Source organism: Candidatus Jettenia sp. AMX1, from assembly GCF_030263775.1.
GTDB classification, from domain to species: domain Bacteria; phylum Planctomycetota; class Brocadiia; order Brocadiales; family Brocadiaceae; genus Jettenia; species Jettenia caeni.
This window is the reverse complement of record NZ_SZPP01000029.1, coordinates 26323-41154: the sequence shown is the minus strand read 5'-3', so window position 1 is coordinate 41154 and position 14832 is coordinate 26323. Positions and strand designations below refer to the sequence as shown.

At 38.7% G+C, this 14832-nt stretch carries 15 protein-coding genes; 6 read left to right on the top strand and 9 right to left on the bottom strand.

Annotated features, from left to right (window positions below; all coding sequences use genetic code 11):
* Positions 1-147 precede the first annotated feature (147 nt).
* From FBQ94_RS10090 to gatB, 5 genes are read left to right on the top strand one after another with little or no spacing between them, the layout of a single operon-like run.
* The gene (locus FBQ94_RS10090; RefSeq protein WP_007223356.1) at positions 148-597 is read left to right on the top strand and encodes a Fur family transcriptional regulator; all 450 of its coding nucleotides are present in this window, start codon (positions 148-150) and stop codon (positions 595-597) included.
* A gap of 27 nt (positions 598-624) precedes the next feature.
* A complete protein-coding gene (gene rpmB, locus FBQ94_RS10085; RefSeq protein ID WP_007223355.1) occupies positions 625-855 on the top strand; it encodes a 50S ribosomal protein L28 in 231 nt (76 codons plus the stop codon).
* Positions 856-893: 38 nt separating this feature from the next.
* Positions 894-1175 (top strand): Asp-tRNA(Asn)/Glu-tRNA(Gln) amidotransferase subunit GatC, encoded by a 282-nt coding sequence (gatC, locus tag FBQ94_RS10080; protein ID WP_007223354.1) that lies wholly within the window; start codon positions 894-896, stop codon positions 1173-1175.
* Between the two features lie 27 nt (positions 1176-1202).
* Entirely contained in the window at positions 1203-2684 is a 1482-nt protein-coding gene (gatA, locus tag FBQ94_RS10075; RefSeq protein WP_040544646.1) for an Asp-tRNA(Asn)/Glu-tRNA(Gln) amidotransferase subunit GatA, read from the top strand.
* An 18-nt stretch (positions 2685-2702) separates the two neighbouring features.
* Positions 2703-4139: an Asp-tRNA(Asn)/Glu-tRNA(Gln) amidotransferase subunit GatB gene (gene gatB / locus FBQ94_RS10070; RefSeq protein WP_007223352.1), complete on the top strand. Its 1437-nt coding sequence runs from the start codon at positions 2703-2705 to the stop codon at positions 4137-4139.
* A gap of 407 nt (positions 4140-4546) precedes the next feature.
* Here gatB and FBQ94_RS10065 read toward each other — a convergent pair whose 3' ends face one another.
* A complete protein-coding gene (locus tag FBQ94_RS10065; protein WP_007223351.1) occupies positions 4547-4942 on the bottom strand; it encodes a GlcG/HbpS family heme-binding protein in 396 nt (131 codons plus the stop codon).
* 225 nt (positions 4943-5167) lie between these two features.
* Positions 5168-7243, bottom strand: coding sequence for a PAS domain-containing protein (locus tag FBQ94_RS10060; RefSeq protein WP_007223350.1), 2076 nt, complete (start codon positions 7241-7243; stop codon positions 5168-5170).
* Between the two features lie 522 nt (positions 7244-7765).
* On the opposite strand from FBQ94_RS10060, the gene proB reads away from it, so the two are divergent.
* Positions 7766-8890, top strand: coding sequence for a glutamate 5-kinase (gene proB, locus FBQ94_RS10055; protein WP_040545107.1), 1125 nt, complete (start codon positions 7766-7768; stop codon positions 8888-8890).
* A gap of 90 nt (positions 8891-8980) precedes the next feature.
* Here the strand turns inward: proB and FBQ94_RS10050 are convergent, their stop codons facing one another.
* From FBQ94_RS10050 to FBQ94_RS10020, 7 genes are all read right to left on the bottom strand, one after another.
* The gene (locus FBQ94_RS10050) at positions 8981-9655 is read right to left on the bottom strand and encodes a hemerythrin domain-containing protein (protein ID WP_007223348.1); all 675 of its coding nucleotides are present in this window, start codon (positions 9653-9655) and stop codon (positions 8981-8983) included.
* A gap of 12 nt (positions 9656-9667) precedes the next feature.
* Complete coding sequence (gene ispD / locus FBQ94_RS10045; protein WP_007223347.1) at positions 9668-10351, bottom strand: 2-C-methyl-D-erythritol 4-phosphate cytidylyltransferase; 684 nt, start codon at positions 10349-10351, stop codon at positions 9668-9670.
* A 2-nt stretch (positions 10352-10353) separates the two neighbouring features.
* Positions 10354-11508 (bottom strand): deoxyguanosinetriphosphate triphosphohydrolase, encoded by a 1155-nt coding sequence (locus FBQ94_RS10040; RefSeq protein ID WP_007223346.1) that lies wholly within the window; start codon positions 11506-11508, stop codon positions 10354-10356.
* Between the two features lie 9 nt (positions 11509-11517).
* A complete protein-coding gene (locus FBQ94_RS10035; RefSeq protein ID WP_040544644.1) occupies positions 11518-11994 on the bottom strand; it encodes an HIT family protein in 477 nt (158 codons plus the stop codon).
* Between the two features lie 116 nt (positions 11995-12110).
* Positions 12111-12329, bottom strand: coding sequence for an FmdB family zinc ribbon protein (locus FBQ94_RS17460; RefSeq protein WP_083849340.1), 219 nt, complete (start codon positions 12327-12329; stop codon positions 12111-12113).
* A 32-nt stretch (positions 12330-12361) separates the two neighbouring features.
* Complete coding sequence (gene lptB, locus FBQ94_RS10025; RefSeq protein WP_007223343.1) at positions 12362-13174, bottom strand: LPS export ABC transporter ATP-binding protein; 813 nt, start codon at positions 13172-13174, stop codon at positions 12362-12364.
* A 95-nt stretch (positions 13175-13269) separates the two neighbouring features.
* Positions 13270-14772 (bottom strand): S26 family signal peptidase, encoded by a 1503-nt coding sequence (locus tag FBQ94_RS10020; RefSeq protein ID WP_007223342.1) that lies wholly within the window; start codon positions 14770-14772, stop codon positions 13270-13272.
* Between the last annotated feature and the right edge of the window lie 60 nt (positions 14773-14832).

Below are 14832 nucleotides of genomic sequence, written 5' to 3'. Positions count from 1 at the left end.
TGGTACTGGCGAAAGCCGGGAGAGTAGGTCACTGCCGGAATTACTCACTCAAAGCCCATCCCCTTAACCTCATCACCTGGATGGGCTTTGCTTTTTTACACCGTATAAGCCTTAGTTATTACGCTATAATTAATATTTTTGTTCTCTATGTTATCTGAAGAAGAGAAATTTAAAGAATATCTCTTATCGAAAAAATTAAAATTTACTCCGGAAAGACAGGCAATACTCGATCGTATATTTGCAAACCATAAGCATTTTGAAGCAGATGAATTATTGGTTGATCTTAGGAATAATAATCTAAAAATATCAAAGGCTACCATTTATCGTACTCTTTCACTCCTTGTGAAAAGCGGATTGTTGAGAGAAGTGATTTTTGGTGAGAGGCATGCGCATTATGAACATGTATATGGGCATGAACATCATGATCATTTAGTATGTAATAAATGTGGAAAAATTATTGAATTTATAGAACACAGGATAGAAAAACTACAGGATGAAGTTTGTAAAAGTAAAAAATTTAAACCAGAATCTCATCGCTTACAGATACAAGGCTTGTGTGAAGATTGTAACAAAATAGAGGATTCTGCTAAAAGATAAAATATTATAAAGATAGGAGTATAGTGTATGGCTCGGGTATGTGAAATATGTGGTAAAAGAACCGAAGTGGGGAATCAGATCGAACGGAGAGGTTTGGCTAAGTGGAAAGGCGGTGTAGGAAAAAAAATCACTGGTAAGACAAGGCGAAAATTTAAGGCAAATTTACAGAGAATAAAGGCGAATATTGAAGGTTCCGTAAAGAAGGTTAAGGTATGTACCCGATGTATTGGTGCTGGAAAGGTTACGAAGGCTCTGTAAAAAGAAAATAAATAATTATTATCTATATATTTATAGTAATGGATAAAAAAGAAATTGAATATATTGCTAACCTTTCTCGGATAGAGCTTACAGAAGCTGAAAAAGAGGTTTTCATTCATCAATTGAGCAATATTTTATCTTATATTGAAAAATTAAACACTTTAGATACAGAAAATATTAAACCATTGGCACATACTATGAATGTATCCAACGTGTTTAGAGAGGACAAACCCGAATCATCAATTTCAAGAGAAGATGCCTTCATCAATGCCCCTGCCAAAATTGATGCTTTTTTTAAAGTGCCAAAGGTAATTGAATAAAGGTATTTGAAAATAAGAGAAGCATCTTTGAAACTTCTAGAATTCAACTCGTTACAAATAAAGGAAAAAATAGTATCCAGAGAATTGCATTCTGCAGATATTGTTAGACATCTATTTGAACGGATAAAAGACCTTGAGCCTGATGTTCAAGCATATATAACTACTACCGAAGAAGATGCTTTAAAAAAAGCAATAGAAATAGATAAGAAGATAGAAAATAATCAGCAGGTAGGCTTGCTTGCAGGTATTCCCATCGCAATTAAAGATAATATTTGTACAAAAAACGTACCCACTACCTGTGCCTCAAAAATTCTTAAAGATTTCATGCCTCCCTATGATGCCTTTGTTACGAAACGTCTAAAGGAAGAAGATGCCATAATTATTGGTAAGACGAATTTAGACGAATTTGCAATGGGATCATCCACAGAAAATTCTCGTTATAAGATAACACGTAATCCATGGAATGTAGACTATGTTCCTGGTGGGTCTAGTGGCGGATCTGCCGCTGCCGTAGCAGCAGATATGGCATTTATGGCCTTAGGATCTGATACAGGCGGTTCTGTCAGGCAGCCCGCTGCCCTATGTGGTATTGTGGGTGTAAAGCCAACCTATGGCAGGGTATCACGGTACGGTTTGGTTGCCTTTGGATCTTCTTTGGATCAGATCGGTACATTGACAAAGAATGTTAAAGATGCTGCGGTTCTGCTGCAGGTAATTGCAGGTTATGATCCCCGTGATTCAACTTCTCTTCAAGTTCCTGTTCCTGATTATTTAGATACTATTAATTCTGGTGTTAATGGCTTACGGATAGGTATTCCTAAGGAATACTTTACTGAAGGATTACATTCAGACGTTAATAAGGCAATAAAAGATGCCTTGAAGATATATGAGAAGCTCGGCGCAAATATTGTTTACCTGTCGCTGCCACACACTGAGTACGCTGTTGCAGTATATTATATCGTTGCAAATGCAGAGGCAAGTTCTAATTTAGCTAGGTATGATGGAGTCAGGTACGGCCACAGAACAAACAATGCACGTGGAATAATAGATATGTATAGCCGTACACGATCTGAAGGATTTGGCAGTGAAGTCAAGCGCCGCATTATGTTAGGAAATTACGCATTAAGTTCCGGATATTACGATGCATATTATTTGAAGGCATCGAAAGTAAGAACTTTGATAAAAAACGATTTTGATAATGCCTTTGAAAAAATTGATTGTATAATTTGCCCTACCTCTCCTGTGCCTGGCTTTAAAGTCGGTGAGCGTGCTAATAATCCCTTACAAATGTATCTCTCAGATATTTATACTATCCCGGCAAATCTTGCAGGTATCCCAGGAATTTCCATTCCTTGTGGATTTTCAAGTGATGGTTTACCCATTGGAATGCAGATTCTCGGAAAGCATTTTGAAGAAAAAAGATTACTACAGATTGCGTATGCCTTTGAGCAGGAAACGGATTTTCATGTGAAGAAACCTGCATTGAGAGTTCCATCAAGACAAAGATAAAATACAAGGCTATTCATTATGAAATATGAAGTTATTATAGGCCTGGAAACCCATGCAGAATTATCCACAATAACAAAGCTGTTTTGTGGATGCGGCACACAATTTGGCGTTGAGCCGAATACCCAGGTGTGTCCTGTGTGTCTCGGTATGCCAGGTATTTTACCAGTGATGAATAGGAAAGCCTTTGAATATGCACTTAAACTGGCTGTTGCATTAAGTTGTGATATTAACAGGTTCACAAATTTCGATAGAAAAAGCTATTATTATCCGGATTTACCAAAAAATTACCAAATATCCCAGAATTACTATAATTTGGGCGTAAACGGATATATGAATATTGAGGTAAATGGTAATGTTAAAAAGATTCGAATTCATAATGTCCATTTAGAAGAAGAGGCTGGCAAGCTTATTCATCCTGAGGAAATTGGCGCTGACTACAGTCTCGTTGATTTCAACAGAGCTGGTGTTCCCCTGCTTGAGATTGTATCGCATCCCGATATGCGGAATGGAGACGAAGTAGAAAGCTATATGCAGACCTTAAGAAAAATCCTCTTGTATACAGAAGTCTCCGATTGCAAGATGCAGGAAGGATCATTGAGATTTGAAGCAAGTATCTCCCTTAGGGAAAAAGGTTCTGATAAGCTCGGTAACAGAGTAGAGATAAAAAACCTTAATTCAATGAAATCCGTTATAAAAGCTATTGAGTATGAGACTGTAAGGCAGGGTAAGCTGTTAGATAAAGGAGCAACAATCGCCAGGGAAACGAGATTGTGGGATGAAGTAGCTGAAAGAAGTGAACATATGCGTTCAAAAGAAGAGGCCCAGGATTATCGGTATTTTCCTGAACCAGACCTATTACCTGTCTTGATTGATGAGAAATGGCTTCATGCAATAAAAGATACAATTCCGGAACTTCCCTTAGACAGAAAACAGAGATTTATCGGGGTATTTAAACTCTCGGATTACGATGCCGGTATTCTTACAGAAGAGAAGGTACTTGCGGACTTCTTTGAAGCATGTGTAAAAACCTTAGATCGTCCGAAAGCCTTTTCTAATTGGATTATTAATGATTTATTGAGAGAAGTAAAGGACAAAAAATTAGATACAAACAACCTGCCAGTTAAACCAAAGCAGTTGGCGGCATTAGTTGAGGTTATTGAAAAAGGTATAATCAGCAGCACAATTGCAAAAGAAGTTTTCTCTGAGATGATCCAAACTGGAAAAGCCCCTCAATCAATCATTGAAGAGAAAAAGCTAGCACAGATCAGCGACGGAAGTTTGATCGAGGCGGTGATCGCTAAAATTATAGCAAGCAATCCGGAAGCAATAGAAGACTACAAAAACGGGAAAAAGAATGCCCTTACATTTTTGGTAGGGCAAGTAATGAAAGAAACAAAAGGTAAAGCAAACCCCAAGATGGTGAATGAGCTTTTAAAGGAAAAAGTAGGTATCTGATGGGAAAGTTTCGTTTGTAATTCCCGATAAAGACATTCGGGAATTACAAACGAAACAGAGGATTGTACTTGTCTGGGTTATAGCTGTAGGATCAAAGGAATGTCTTAGAAATACTCGCAAACATGGTCAAGTGCTATGAAAACCATGATAATACCACGAACTTCATGTGCTTCTCTGTCATGATTTTTGATATTACCAGACTTATAGCGAAGTAGAAAGAAATAAACAAATTATTGAGGTATTGTTCATCAGGGCATTATGCTTGTTTTGAACACTAAACGATAGAATCGAGATGTCGCTTGTGATGTGCTATTGTTACGAAAGCGTTTCTGGCGCGTATTTGATTGTTTATAAACAATGGTGCTATTCTTATTGAGCTACCAGCCGTTTCCTACGAATACCTAATGTTAGAAAGCCGCTGCTCCTGCCTCTGCTACAGCATGATCCTGTTCTCCAGAACCACCGCTTACACCTATAGCTCCAACTATCTTACCATTGCGTTTAAGAGGGATTCCACCTGCAAATATCATGATTCGCCCATCGTTTGATGCATGTATACCAAAGAACTGACCTCCGGATTGGCAATGAGGAGCCAGATCTTTCGTAGCAACATCGAAGGCACGTGAGGTATATGCCTTCTTTATTGAAATATCAATACTTCCTATCCAGGCTTCATCCATTCGCACATGGGCTACCAGATTTCCTCCAGCATCAGCGACAGCTATATTCATAGGCTGACCAATTTCTTGAGCTTTCTTCTCTGCAGCAGTAATAACTCTTTTTGCATCATTGAGTGTAATCATATTGTTTCCTTTATATTTTTGACGGCGAGCGGATCTTTAAATTTGCTGTTTTGGACAACTTGTTTATCAACCGATTTATAATTGTGTAATGTAACTTAAGCTATCGGCTATTTCCTTTTGATTGCAATCATATCTCTTTATTATTGATTCTATTCTTTTATGCTCTTAGGAACGTTTCTGTGATATATAATCTATCAATTACACAATCATGTTTCAAGAAGAACATTAAAGTCTTGATTTTGCCGGTAAAATAATTGATAGTTTCGTAAATTTTCCCTCAATACTGTCCACCATGAGTTTACCGCCATGGTCTTTAACAATACTATAACTAATACTCAGACCTAATCCGGTTCCCTCCCCTCTTGGCTTTGTAGTAAAAAAAGATTCTATTACTTTATTCCGTATTTTAACAGGAATTCCTGTACCATGGTCATAAAAGGTTATCTTTACGTATGGCCAATTATCAAGCATTATCTCTTCGCCTAAGATCTCAAGAATTTTATTCTCATGTGTGCTTGAATATTTTTGATTTAAGGCATACCTTGCATTATGAATAGCATTTAAGAACACTTGTTGAATGAGGTGCTTGTTCGCTACAATTTCTGGTAGTCTTTGGGGAATATCGAGCCTTACTTTGATACCATCTTTTCTTAATTGTGTACCTATTAGTACCAATGTATCGGACAGTATTTCGTTTACATGGACGATCTCTTTATTTTCTTTGCAGGTAGGCCTTGCAAAGGAAAGGAGGTTATGGACGATCTTTGCTATACGATCACCTTCTTTCATAATCCGTTTGGCAAGGTCTTTTTCTTTGCTTCCTTCTGGACTTTTATTGATAAGTATTTGGGTACAGTTAATAAGGCCGGTAATGGGATTGTTGATCTCATGCGCTATACTGGCTGCGAGTTCTCCCAATGATGCCAAATGTTTGGATCGCTCGGATTCCTTTTCCAGGAGTACTTTTTCAGTGATATCCTGATTTATCCCATCCATTTTAATGGGCCTGCCGGAATCATCGAAGATAACTTCACCCTCTGAATGGATAGTGCGTTCTGTACCGTCTGGTAAAACGATACGATAGTTAATACTGTAAGGCTTTTTTTCATATAAGGCCTCATGAATAGATTTCCTTACAAATTCCTTATCGTCAGGATGGATGCGTTCCAGGAACGTATTATATGTTACGATAGATTCCTTTGGACACACACCAAAGATGTGATAATTCTCATGAGACCAATACACACTATCTTTTACGATATCCCATTCATAATTTCCTAAATGAGCTATTTGTTGTGCACGAACAAGACTAGCTTCACTCTTTTGTAAAGCAGCTTCTACCTGCTTGCGTTCCGTAATATCCGATGCAACACCGTGCAGACGTATGGTCTTATTTCCAGTTTTCTTTGCAAGAACACTATCGCGTACCCATCGAATCTCTCCATCCGGCAAAGTAATCCGGTATTCTTCCTCTGTGTGATCCAATTGTCCGGTTGTAATTTTCTTAAAAACATTGCTCAATCGATCTCTATCATCGGAATGGATCGTATTTAGCCAGTGTTCAGGTCCTTTCATATAGAATTCCGGCGGCCGGCCCGTAATTTTCTCAACTACAGGAGAGTAATAGTGGTAAGTAAATTGACTTTTCTCATTAATCTCAGCACTCCAAAGATAATCTGAGATAGAGCTCATTATTTGCCGAAGCTCTTCTTCTATCTGTTTGCGATCGGTTATATCACTTATGGCAGATTGACACAAAAAACCTCTCTTGCTATCGTGCATAGCAATACTTTCTATTGATACAGAGAATGGGGTTCCATTCTTTTTTAATAACATCAATTCACATCTCTGTTTGGTATTCGCCGATAAAACCTTTTGGACGTGGTTGAGAAGCAGAATTTTAAATTCATTTGCTATAAAAAGAGGAAATGGCTTATTCATAAGATGTTTTCTCTCTATACCTAGTAGATTGCAAAGGGTAAGGTTTGCTTCTACAATTATTCCTCTTGGATCAAGAGTTACATACCCGATAGGGGCAAAGTCGTACAGATCAACATATTTGATTCGTGATTCTTCAATTTCTTGCTGTACCTTGAGAAGCTCATTATTTTGCATTTCCAGTTCAATTTGATGTGTCTGTAATTCGTGGATTAATTTCTCAATATCGGATGCAGGCATCTTTTTAGTAGTTTCTCTATTTTTTCTGCATCGTGTCTGTTGTGCCTGTTTTTTCAGTTTACCGGTTTGTTTTATGATAGTGGATTCAGATTTTTTGTAAGGGTCATTTCTTTTATCTTTCATAATATATCTCAAGCAGAAGCTGTATCTTAGTGCAAAATAATTTTAGAACTGATACTATCTCAAAGGGATATATTGTTTGATTGTATTGAAGAAAAAACTAAAATTAGTATCTAGCATGGCTCTAAAATATCTTTGTAAAATACTTACTAAATTACCTATTGATTATATCAGGAATATTCTGTTACAGGTAATTGTTTTTTTTTTTTTTTTGAATTTCGTAAGTAATTAATATGTAAATATTTATGTATTTTAATAATAACTATTTTGTAATTGTTGTTAAAAAATAATTGAGACTAAGCAAAGTTTGTACGCTTTACAGTATGGGTTGTGAATTGTGTAAAACTTGGATTGCCTTTTGTTAATTCCTTAAGCAGGGAATATTTGAAGGTGGTTTTTCGTTTAATATTGAATAATTATTTTTGTATAATATTACATTTTATAGAGGTAAAGAAGATAATAATTGTATGGAATCTCTCTGTTTTATTTAACTTGATTGGCGTATAGATGAAATTAAAGGATGAGATGCGAAGCCAGGTTCTGTCGAAGGTAAAGAAGATCGTTATCAAGATAGGGACAGGAGTTTTGACTACTGATAATGGATATTTGGATAAGGAGCAGATCAAGGGCCTGGCAGGGCAGGTTGTAGAATTAAAGAAGATGGGATACCGTGTGGTGGTGGTAAGCTCCGGGGCGATTGGCTCTGGAATGGGGGAGCTCGGTATCGGGAAGAGGCCAGGTACACTGCCAGAGCTACAGGCGGTAGCTGCAATTGGTCAGAGTAAATTGATTAGTATGTACGATGCGTGTTTTAAACTCCACGGTTACCATGCAGCTCAAATACTCCTTACCCGTGAAGATTTTGAAGACAGGCAAAGGTATTTGAACACCTGCAATACGATTCATACACTATTTCAACTCAATGCCATCCCTGTAGTAAATGAGAACGATACCATTTCTGTGGAAGAAATCAAGTTTGGCGATAATGACGCGCTCTCTGCAATGGTCACAAATCTCCTGAATGCAGAATTACTTATCATCCTCTCCTCTGTTGATGGGCTCTATGACAGATGTCCAACAGCGAAAAATAAAGCAACGGTTATTCCCGTTGTAGAAGATGTTTCTGATGAGATTAAACAATTGGCATTTAACTCAAAAACACAAAGAGGCGTGGGGGGAATGCAGACGAAGTTAGAAGCTGTATCTGTTGTAGTAAAAGCGGGAGAAGCGGTGATTATCGCAAATGGGAGAACGGATAAGGTATTAAAAAGGATTGTGCAGGGTGAGGATATGGGCACCTTGTTTCTCCCGAAAAAGGAAAAGCTTGCAAACCGTAAGAGATGGATCGGTTTTACTATAAAGCCAAAAGGTAAAATCTATGTTGATGATGGAGCGATGAGTGCCTTAACCGAAAAAGGGAAGAGCTTGCTTGCTACGGGCATCGTATCGGTAGAGGGTGCTTTTGATAAAGGAGATACTATTTCTATTTGTAAAAAAGGGGATGGAGCGATATTTGCTAAAGGCCTGACAAACTATTCTTCTAAGGAGATTGAAAAGATTAAGGGATGTAGTACGTCTTCTATTACTAAAATACTTGGTTATAAACTCTATGATGAGATTATTCATCGGGATAATATGGTAATTTTGTAAATAGATTTGGATATATTGGACTCAGATGAACACAGATAGACGCGGATTGTTAAGATGCTTTTTATCTGTGTTTATCTGTGTCCTATGTAACTAGAACCCGGGGCAAATTTCTAATTGTTTCTCAATCTCCTCAATCATAGCAATATACTTCTCATGAACGCCGGTCTCAATATCATTTTTCTCCAAGGCCTCAAATTTGTTTTTTAATAATATTTGCTCATCATGAGTTAATACCTTATTTACCCAGGGGAAGAGAACTTTTTCCTCTGTTTGAATATGTTTCCTGGTATGTTTGATATAGGCATAGGCAATTTTGGTGAGCTTCTTTTTTGCCTTTTTACCGAGATAAAGATTGTTGAGTGATAGAGACAGATCCCGTATTTTGTCACGCGAAGTTACATGCTCCATAAGCAACCGTCCCAAAAGATCTTTTTTTTTCCCTTCTTCTTTGTCCTTCATAAGTGGAAACAGTATCTTGTCTTCTTTCTCTTGATGGCATTTGTCCGAAAACTCTTTAATAATTTCTATAATATTACTAAACGTTTTCTGAGAAACCGGCTCACCCTTATCGAGGCAATGGGAGGCTTTTTCCAGGATGTGGAGTACTCTTCTTATCGTCTCAAACTCCTGGTGTAACATCTCTGTCGCAAGTAAGCTCTGGTCAACCGCAGATGTATTGTGTTGATATGTGCTGTATGCGGATGAGATATACGGAGAAAGATAGGTACAAGGAATAAGAACAATTATGATAAAAATTTTTTTCATAAAATTACTATTTTATGGTAAAAGTAATGCTTCTGCGAGGCGGAGATCCTCAGGCGTTGTAATTTTAATATTTTCATCTGAACCGGGGACGATACAGACAGGATAGCCTGCTTTTTCCACCATTTCAGCGTCATCCGTAAACTCTCTCTCTGAATTTTTAAACTCGTGAAATACCTTGAGAATGAGATGCTTCTCAAACCCCTGGGGGGTTTGAGCCATCCATAAGCTGCTTCTCGGTACAGTCCGTTGGATGAATAAATCATTTCCTGTTTCTTTAACGGTCGCTTTCATGGGCGCTGCAAGGATAGCCGCCCGTGATTCTCTTACTTTTTCTATAACGGCTTCAATATGCTCTTTTCTCACCAGAGGTCTTACAATATCATGAATAAGTATAATCCCGGCATCTGCTGCTACCTGGCAAAGCCCATGATAGACACTATCCTGACGTCTTTTGCCGCCAGGAATAATTTTTTTAACCTTATAAGTATCCAGAACCGTTTTCCATTGCTCACAGAGCAATTTTATTTCAGTCTCACCGATAACAAAAATAATTTCACTAACGGTATTGACTTGTGAAAAACGTTCAATAGTATGGAGGAATATTGGCTTACCACAGAGCTGTAAAAATGGCTTTTTGACAGATCCACCCATCCGTAACCCAAGACCTGCTCCCACTAAAATTGCTGACACTTTCATATTCAAACCCTCTCGTATGGATAGAACAGCTTCTTGTATTCATCCTGCGCAAAACGATCTGTCATTCCTGCGATATAATCGCAAACACCTTGATAAAGCCCGGCTTTTTCTATCCATTTTTGATATTCAAGAGGAAGCTGTTTCGGGTTTTTGATAAAAGCGGTGAATAGTTCTTCCAAAAAACGCTTTGCTTTATCTGCCATTCGGGCTACCCGGTAGTGTTGGTACACATTTCTGAAGAGAAACTGTTGAAGTTTCTTCTTTTGCTCGGATAGCAATGGGGAGAAGGATACAATGGTGCCCGGGTACTTTCTTACATCCTGGATGCACTGTATACCCTCATGCTTAATTCTGGATACCGTGTTTTCCAGAAGATCAATAACCTCAATATTAATCAGGGCTTTAATGGTTTGCGCGATTAATACATCATGATCGTGGATGGTATATTCTTGTTTGACTTTTTTTTGTGTTTCCCGCCATAATTCGACCGATAGCAGCTCATCATGAGTAATAATGCCTGCCTTCAAACTGTCATCGAGATCGTGGTTATCATAAGCAATGGAATCTGCTTTATCCACAATTTGCGCTTCAAGTAACGGTTGCTCATTGGTATTATATTCTGCTGAAACCGAGGTATTATCGTAAGGAGATTTATGCTTTACGATGGATTCCTTTAACTCCCATGATAAATTTAATCCCGGAAAGTCCGGATATTTTTGTTCAAGGATATCAACAACGCGAAGTCCGTGAAGGTTGTGTTCAAACCCTCCATGTCCTTCCATCAACTTTTTCAAGGCGTCTTCACCTGAATGCCCAAAAGGGGTATGGCCAAGATCATGCGCAAGTGCGATAGCCTCTGCAAGATCCTCATTGAGATTCAAAGCCCGGGCAATGGTTCGTGCAATTTGTGAAACCTCAATGGTATGGGTTAACCGGGTCCGGTAATAATCTCCTTCGTGATTTACAAAAACCTGAGTTTTATACTCAAGGCGCCTGAATGCTGTAGAATGGATAATACGATCCCGGTCCCGTTGATAGATACCGCGATAATAGTGCTCCTTCTCCGGATATTTTCTGCCCCTGGAATCCTTACTTTTCATGGCATAAGGGGCAAGATCACGTTCTTCTCTGGATTCAATTTCTTCCCGTGTCAACATACAAGTAATTTACCAATATTTTTTGAATTCTTTATGGACATCTTCCAGAGATTGTGGGATAACCTTTACGTCTGAAATGACAGGCATAAAATTGGTATCACCTCCCCATCGGGGTACGATATGGAGATGAAAATGTCCAGCAAGACCTGCCCCCGCTGATTTCCCCAAATTTATACCGATATTGAATCCTTCTGGTTTCATTATTTTCATAAGGGTTTCTTTCATATCCCTTGTCAATTTCATAATCTCCAGCATTTCTTCATCGGTAAGATCGGAAATATCTGCTTTATGCTTGTTGGGCGTAATCATCAGGTGCCCACTGTTGTATGGGTATCTGTTAAGGATGCAGAAACACTCCTTACCCCGATAAATAACGAGATGTTTCTTATCCTGATTATCCTGAAATGCGTTACATAAGAAACAACCGTTTTCTTGAGAAGATTCTTGTATATATGCTATGCGCCAGGGCGCCCAAATATTCTTCATTTTTTATAACTCTCTTATACAGTAAATAAATTGCCAAAGGCAATCTGATCAGGTGAATAATTGCAGGAATTCATGCGGTTGAAATTATTACCTTGTCCATGGATAATCATATTCTCTCAGGAACATCCGGTACAGGTGGAAGCAGTGCAACTACCACAACTGCTGGAATCACCGTTTCCGTCACTACCCGAAGACATTCCAAACAGGGAGAACAACTTATGGATATGATTACTCTGACAGGATGGACAAAAGAGCTCTTTCTGTTCGGATGCACTCCGGAAATATTCGTCAAACTTTGTATTGCACTGGTTGCATTGAAATTCGTATATTGGCATAGTAATTACTCCTTTACATGACCAGACATTATTTAATAGATTGCATCTTTACGGGCGATAGGTTTTTGATTGGCATCTTTCGGTTTTTTGCCTTTGGTGTTAAAATCTGTTAGTCTCTGCTCGCTGGTGGGGAAATTATTCCCTAAATAAGATTGGCGCGCAATGGGATTGCTTAAGATTTCCTGTGTAGTGCCGCTGGCAACGACAGTACCCGCGTTGATAATATAAGAGCGCGTTGTGATACTAAGGGCTTCACGGACGTTATGGTCGGTTATCAGTAAGCCAATGCCTTTGCTCTTTAATCGTAAAAGGATATCCTGTACCTCATTTACTGCAATAGGATCAACGCCGGTGAATGGTTCATCTAAAAGAATCATAACCGGAGAACTGGCAAGCGCCCGTGCAATTTCCAACCGCCTTCTTTCTCCGCCCGAAAGGGTACATGCTTTATTTTTTGATAATGGCTTCAGATTAAATTCGGTAAGTAATTCTATCAGTCGCCTGTATTTTTCGTCAGAATTGTATCGATGTGTTTCAAGGATAGCAAGGATATTTTCCTCTACCGTTAAACGTTGGAAGACAGATGTTTCCTGGCATAGATAGCCCATCCCTTTCCGGGCGCGGAGATATATGGGAGAATCAGTGATATCCTCATTCCGGAAGATAACCCGTCCGCTATCTGGCTGAATAGTACCGATAATCATATTGAATGAGGTGCTCTTTCCCGCTCCGTTTTGACCAAGTAATCCTACAATTTCCCCATCATTGATTTCAAAACTAACCTGATTGACGACAACACGTTTGCCGTATGATTTTGTTAAACCTTCTGCCCTTAATAAATTCATAATAAACCTTTAGCTATAACCTTTAATCCCCGGGCCATAAAGGCTGTATAAAGAAGGCATTTATGCCTCCGGGTGTTTGCTTTTCTGAGTTAAGACTATTTTATAAACTCGATAGTATCCAGCGGCCAGAATACAAAGAATGCTTTTCCAACGATATTTTCCTCCGGAACAAACTTCCACACACGGCTGTCGTTACTGTTCCTGCTATTATCACCAAGCATAAAATAATCCTTTTCTCCCAACTGGATTGGTTGTTCTGTTCCCCATGCATCAGGAGAAAGATTGGTATAATAAATATCGTGAAAGATTTTGATATTTTCAAAAGTTGCGTGTACGTGACCACCGCCAAAATGAATTCGGCTTACATCAAATGGACGCGGCGCCGGTACCGTTCCATCGTCATTATCAAAAGAGAAAACTTCTTTATCATCTATCCGGAGAGAAACAATACGGTCGACATGGGAAAACTCTATCGTATGTTTTTGTCCTGTTTGTAAATGGATATCCTTTTCCAGGACAACGTTTCCTGATTTTGTAAGGCGACCTTTTTTATCCACATCGCTGGTTGGGATAATAGCGGTAAATACATCCTGGTTTCTTTCCAGGGCAAGCTCCAGATAATGAGATCCTTTTGATGGTGTTACATCAAAGCTGATCTTTATATCCCCCATCTCACTATTACTGCCCCTGTTGTAACCATTTTGGTCAGAAATTTTCCGCCCAAACGTTACCATAGATACCGGTGAATTTCCATCTGAAATAGTATTCAGAGTGAGCGATTCTTTATCGATCTTCCACGCTTTGCTATCGGCTATCCATAGTGGGTTAACTTCGTCTTTTGCCGGATAATGGCTATTGTAGACAGGCAACCACAGGGTGTCCTGTACTTTTTGGGGTTTTCTTTGTATCCTATCGTTGATATAGATATCGCCGTTAATAATCTGCAGTTTCTCCCCTGGTAAACCAACAAGTCTTTTAATATAATTTTTCTTCTTTTTTGAAAACCGTGTTGAACCGCATCGGGGACAGCGCAGTCCCTCACTCCATTCCGTATCGGGCAGTTGTGTATAACACCCTTTGCACGTAAGGTCATACAAAGGATAGATAAATACCATAACATCCCAACGTTCTGGATTTTTAAATTTATACCAGAATTTATTAACAAGAATCCTGTTCCCGCCATGAAGTACACGATTCGATAAATCTGACCAGGGAATGGTAATTTGGCATTTTGGACATGTTCCCTTCCTCCATAGCCATGCAGGCCAATTGTACCGGATTCTATCGTTACAAGCACTACAATACATAGAGATATTCGTCTCAGCCTGGCAATTAGGACATAGAGCGATTTCCGTATTACGGTCTGCATAAAAGAACCAGCCGCAATTTGGACATTTTACATCTTTGTGTTCGCCCAGTAAGGTGGGCGCCATAGAGCCTGTTGGGATTTTAAATGCTTCTATTACAAAATAGCGGATGGCAAAGGCGAGCGCAATGGCAATCGCTATGGATTCAATATTTTCCCGTAATTTGCCTTTCCGTTTTTTCCCCTTATCATCTGCCGTAGATGTTGTTTGTTTTTCTTTTATATTAGCCACTCTGTACCTCATGAGTATTGTTAAATTTAACCACAGAGAACGCAGAAAATAGAGATATCC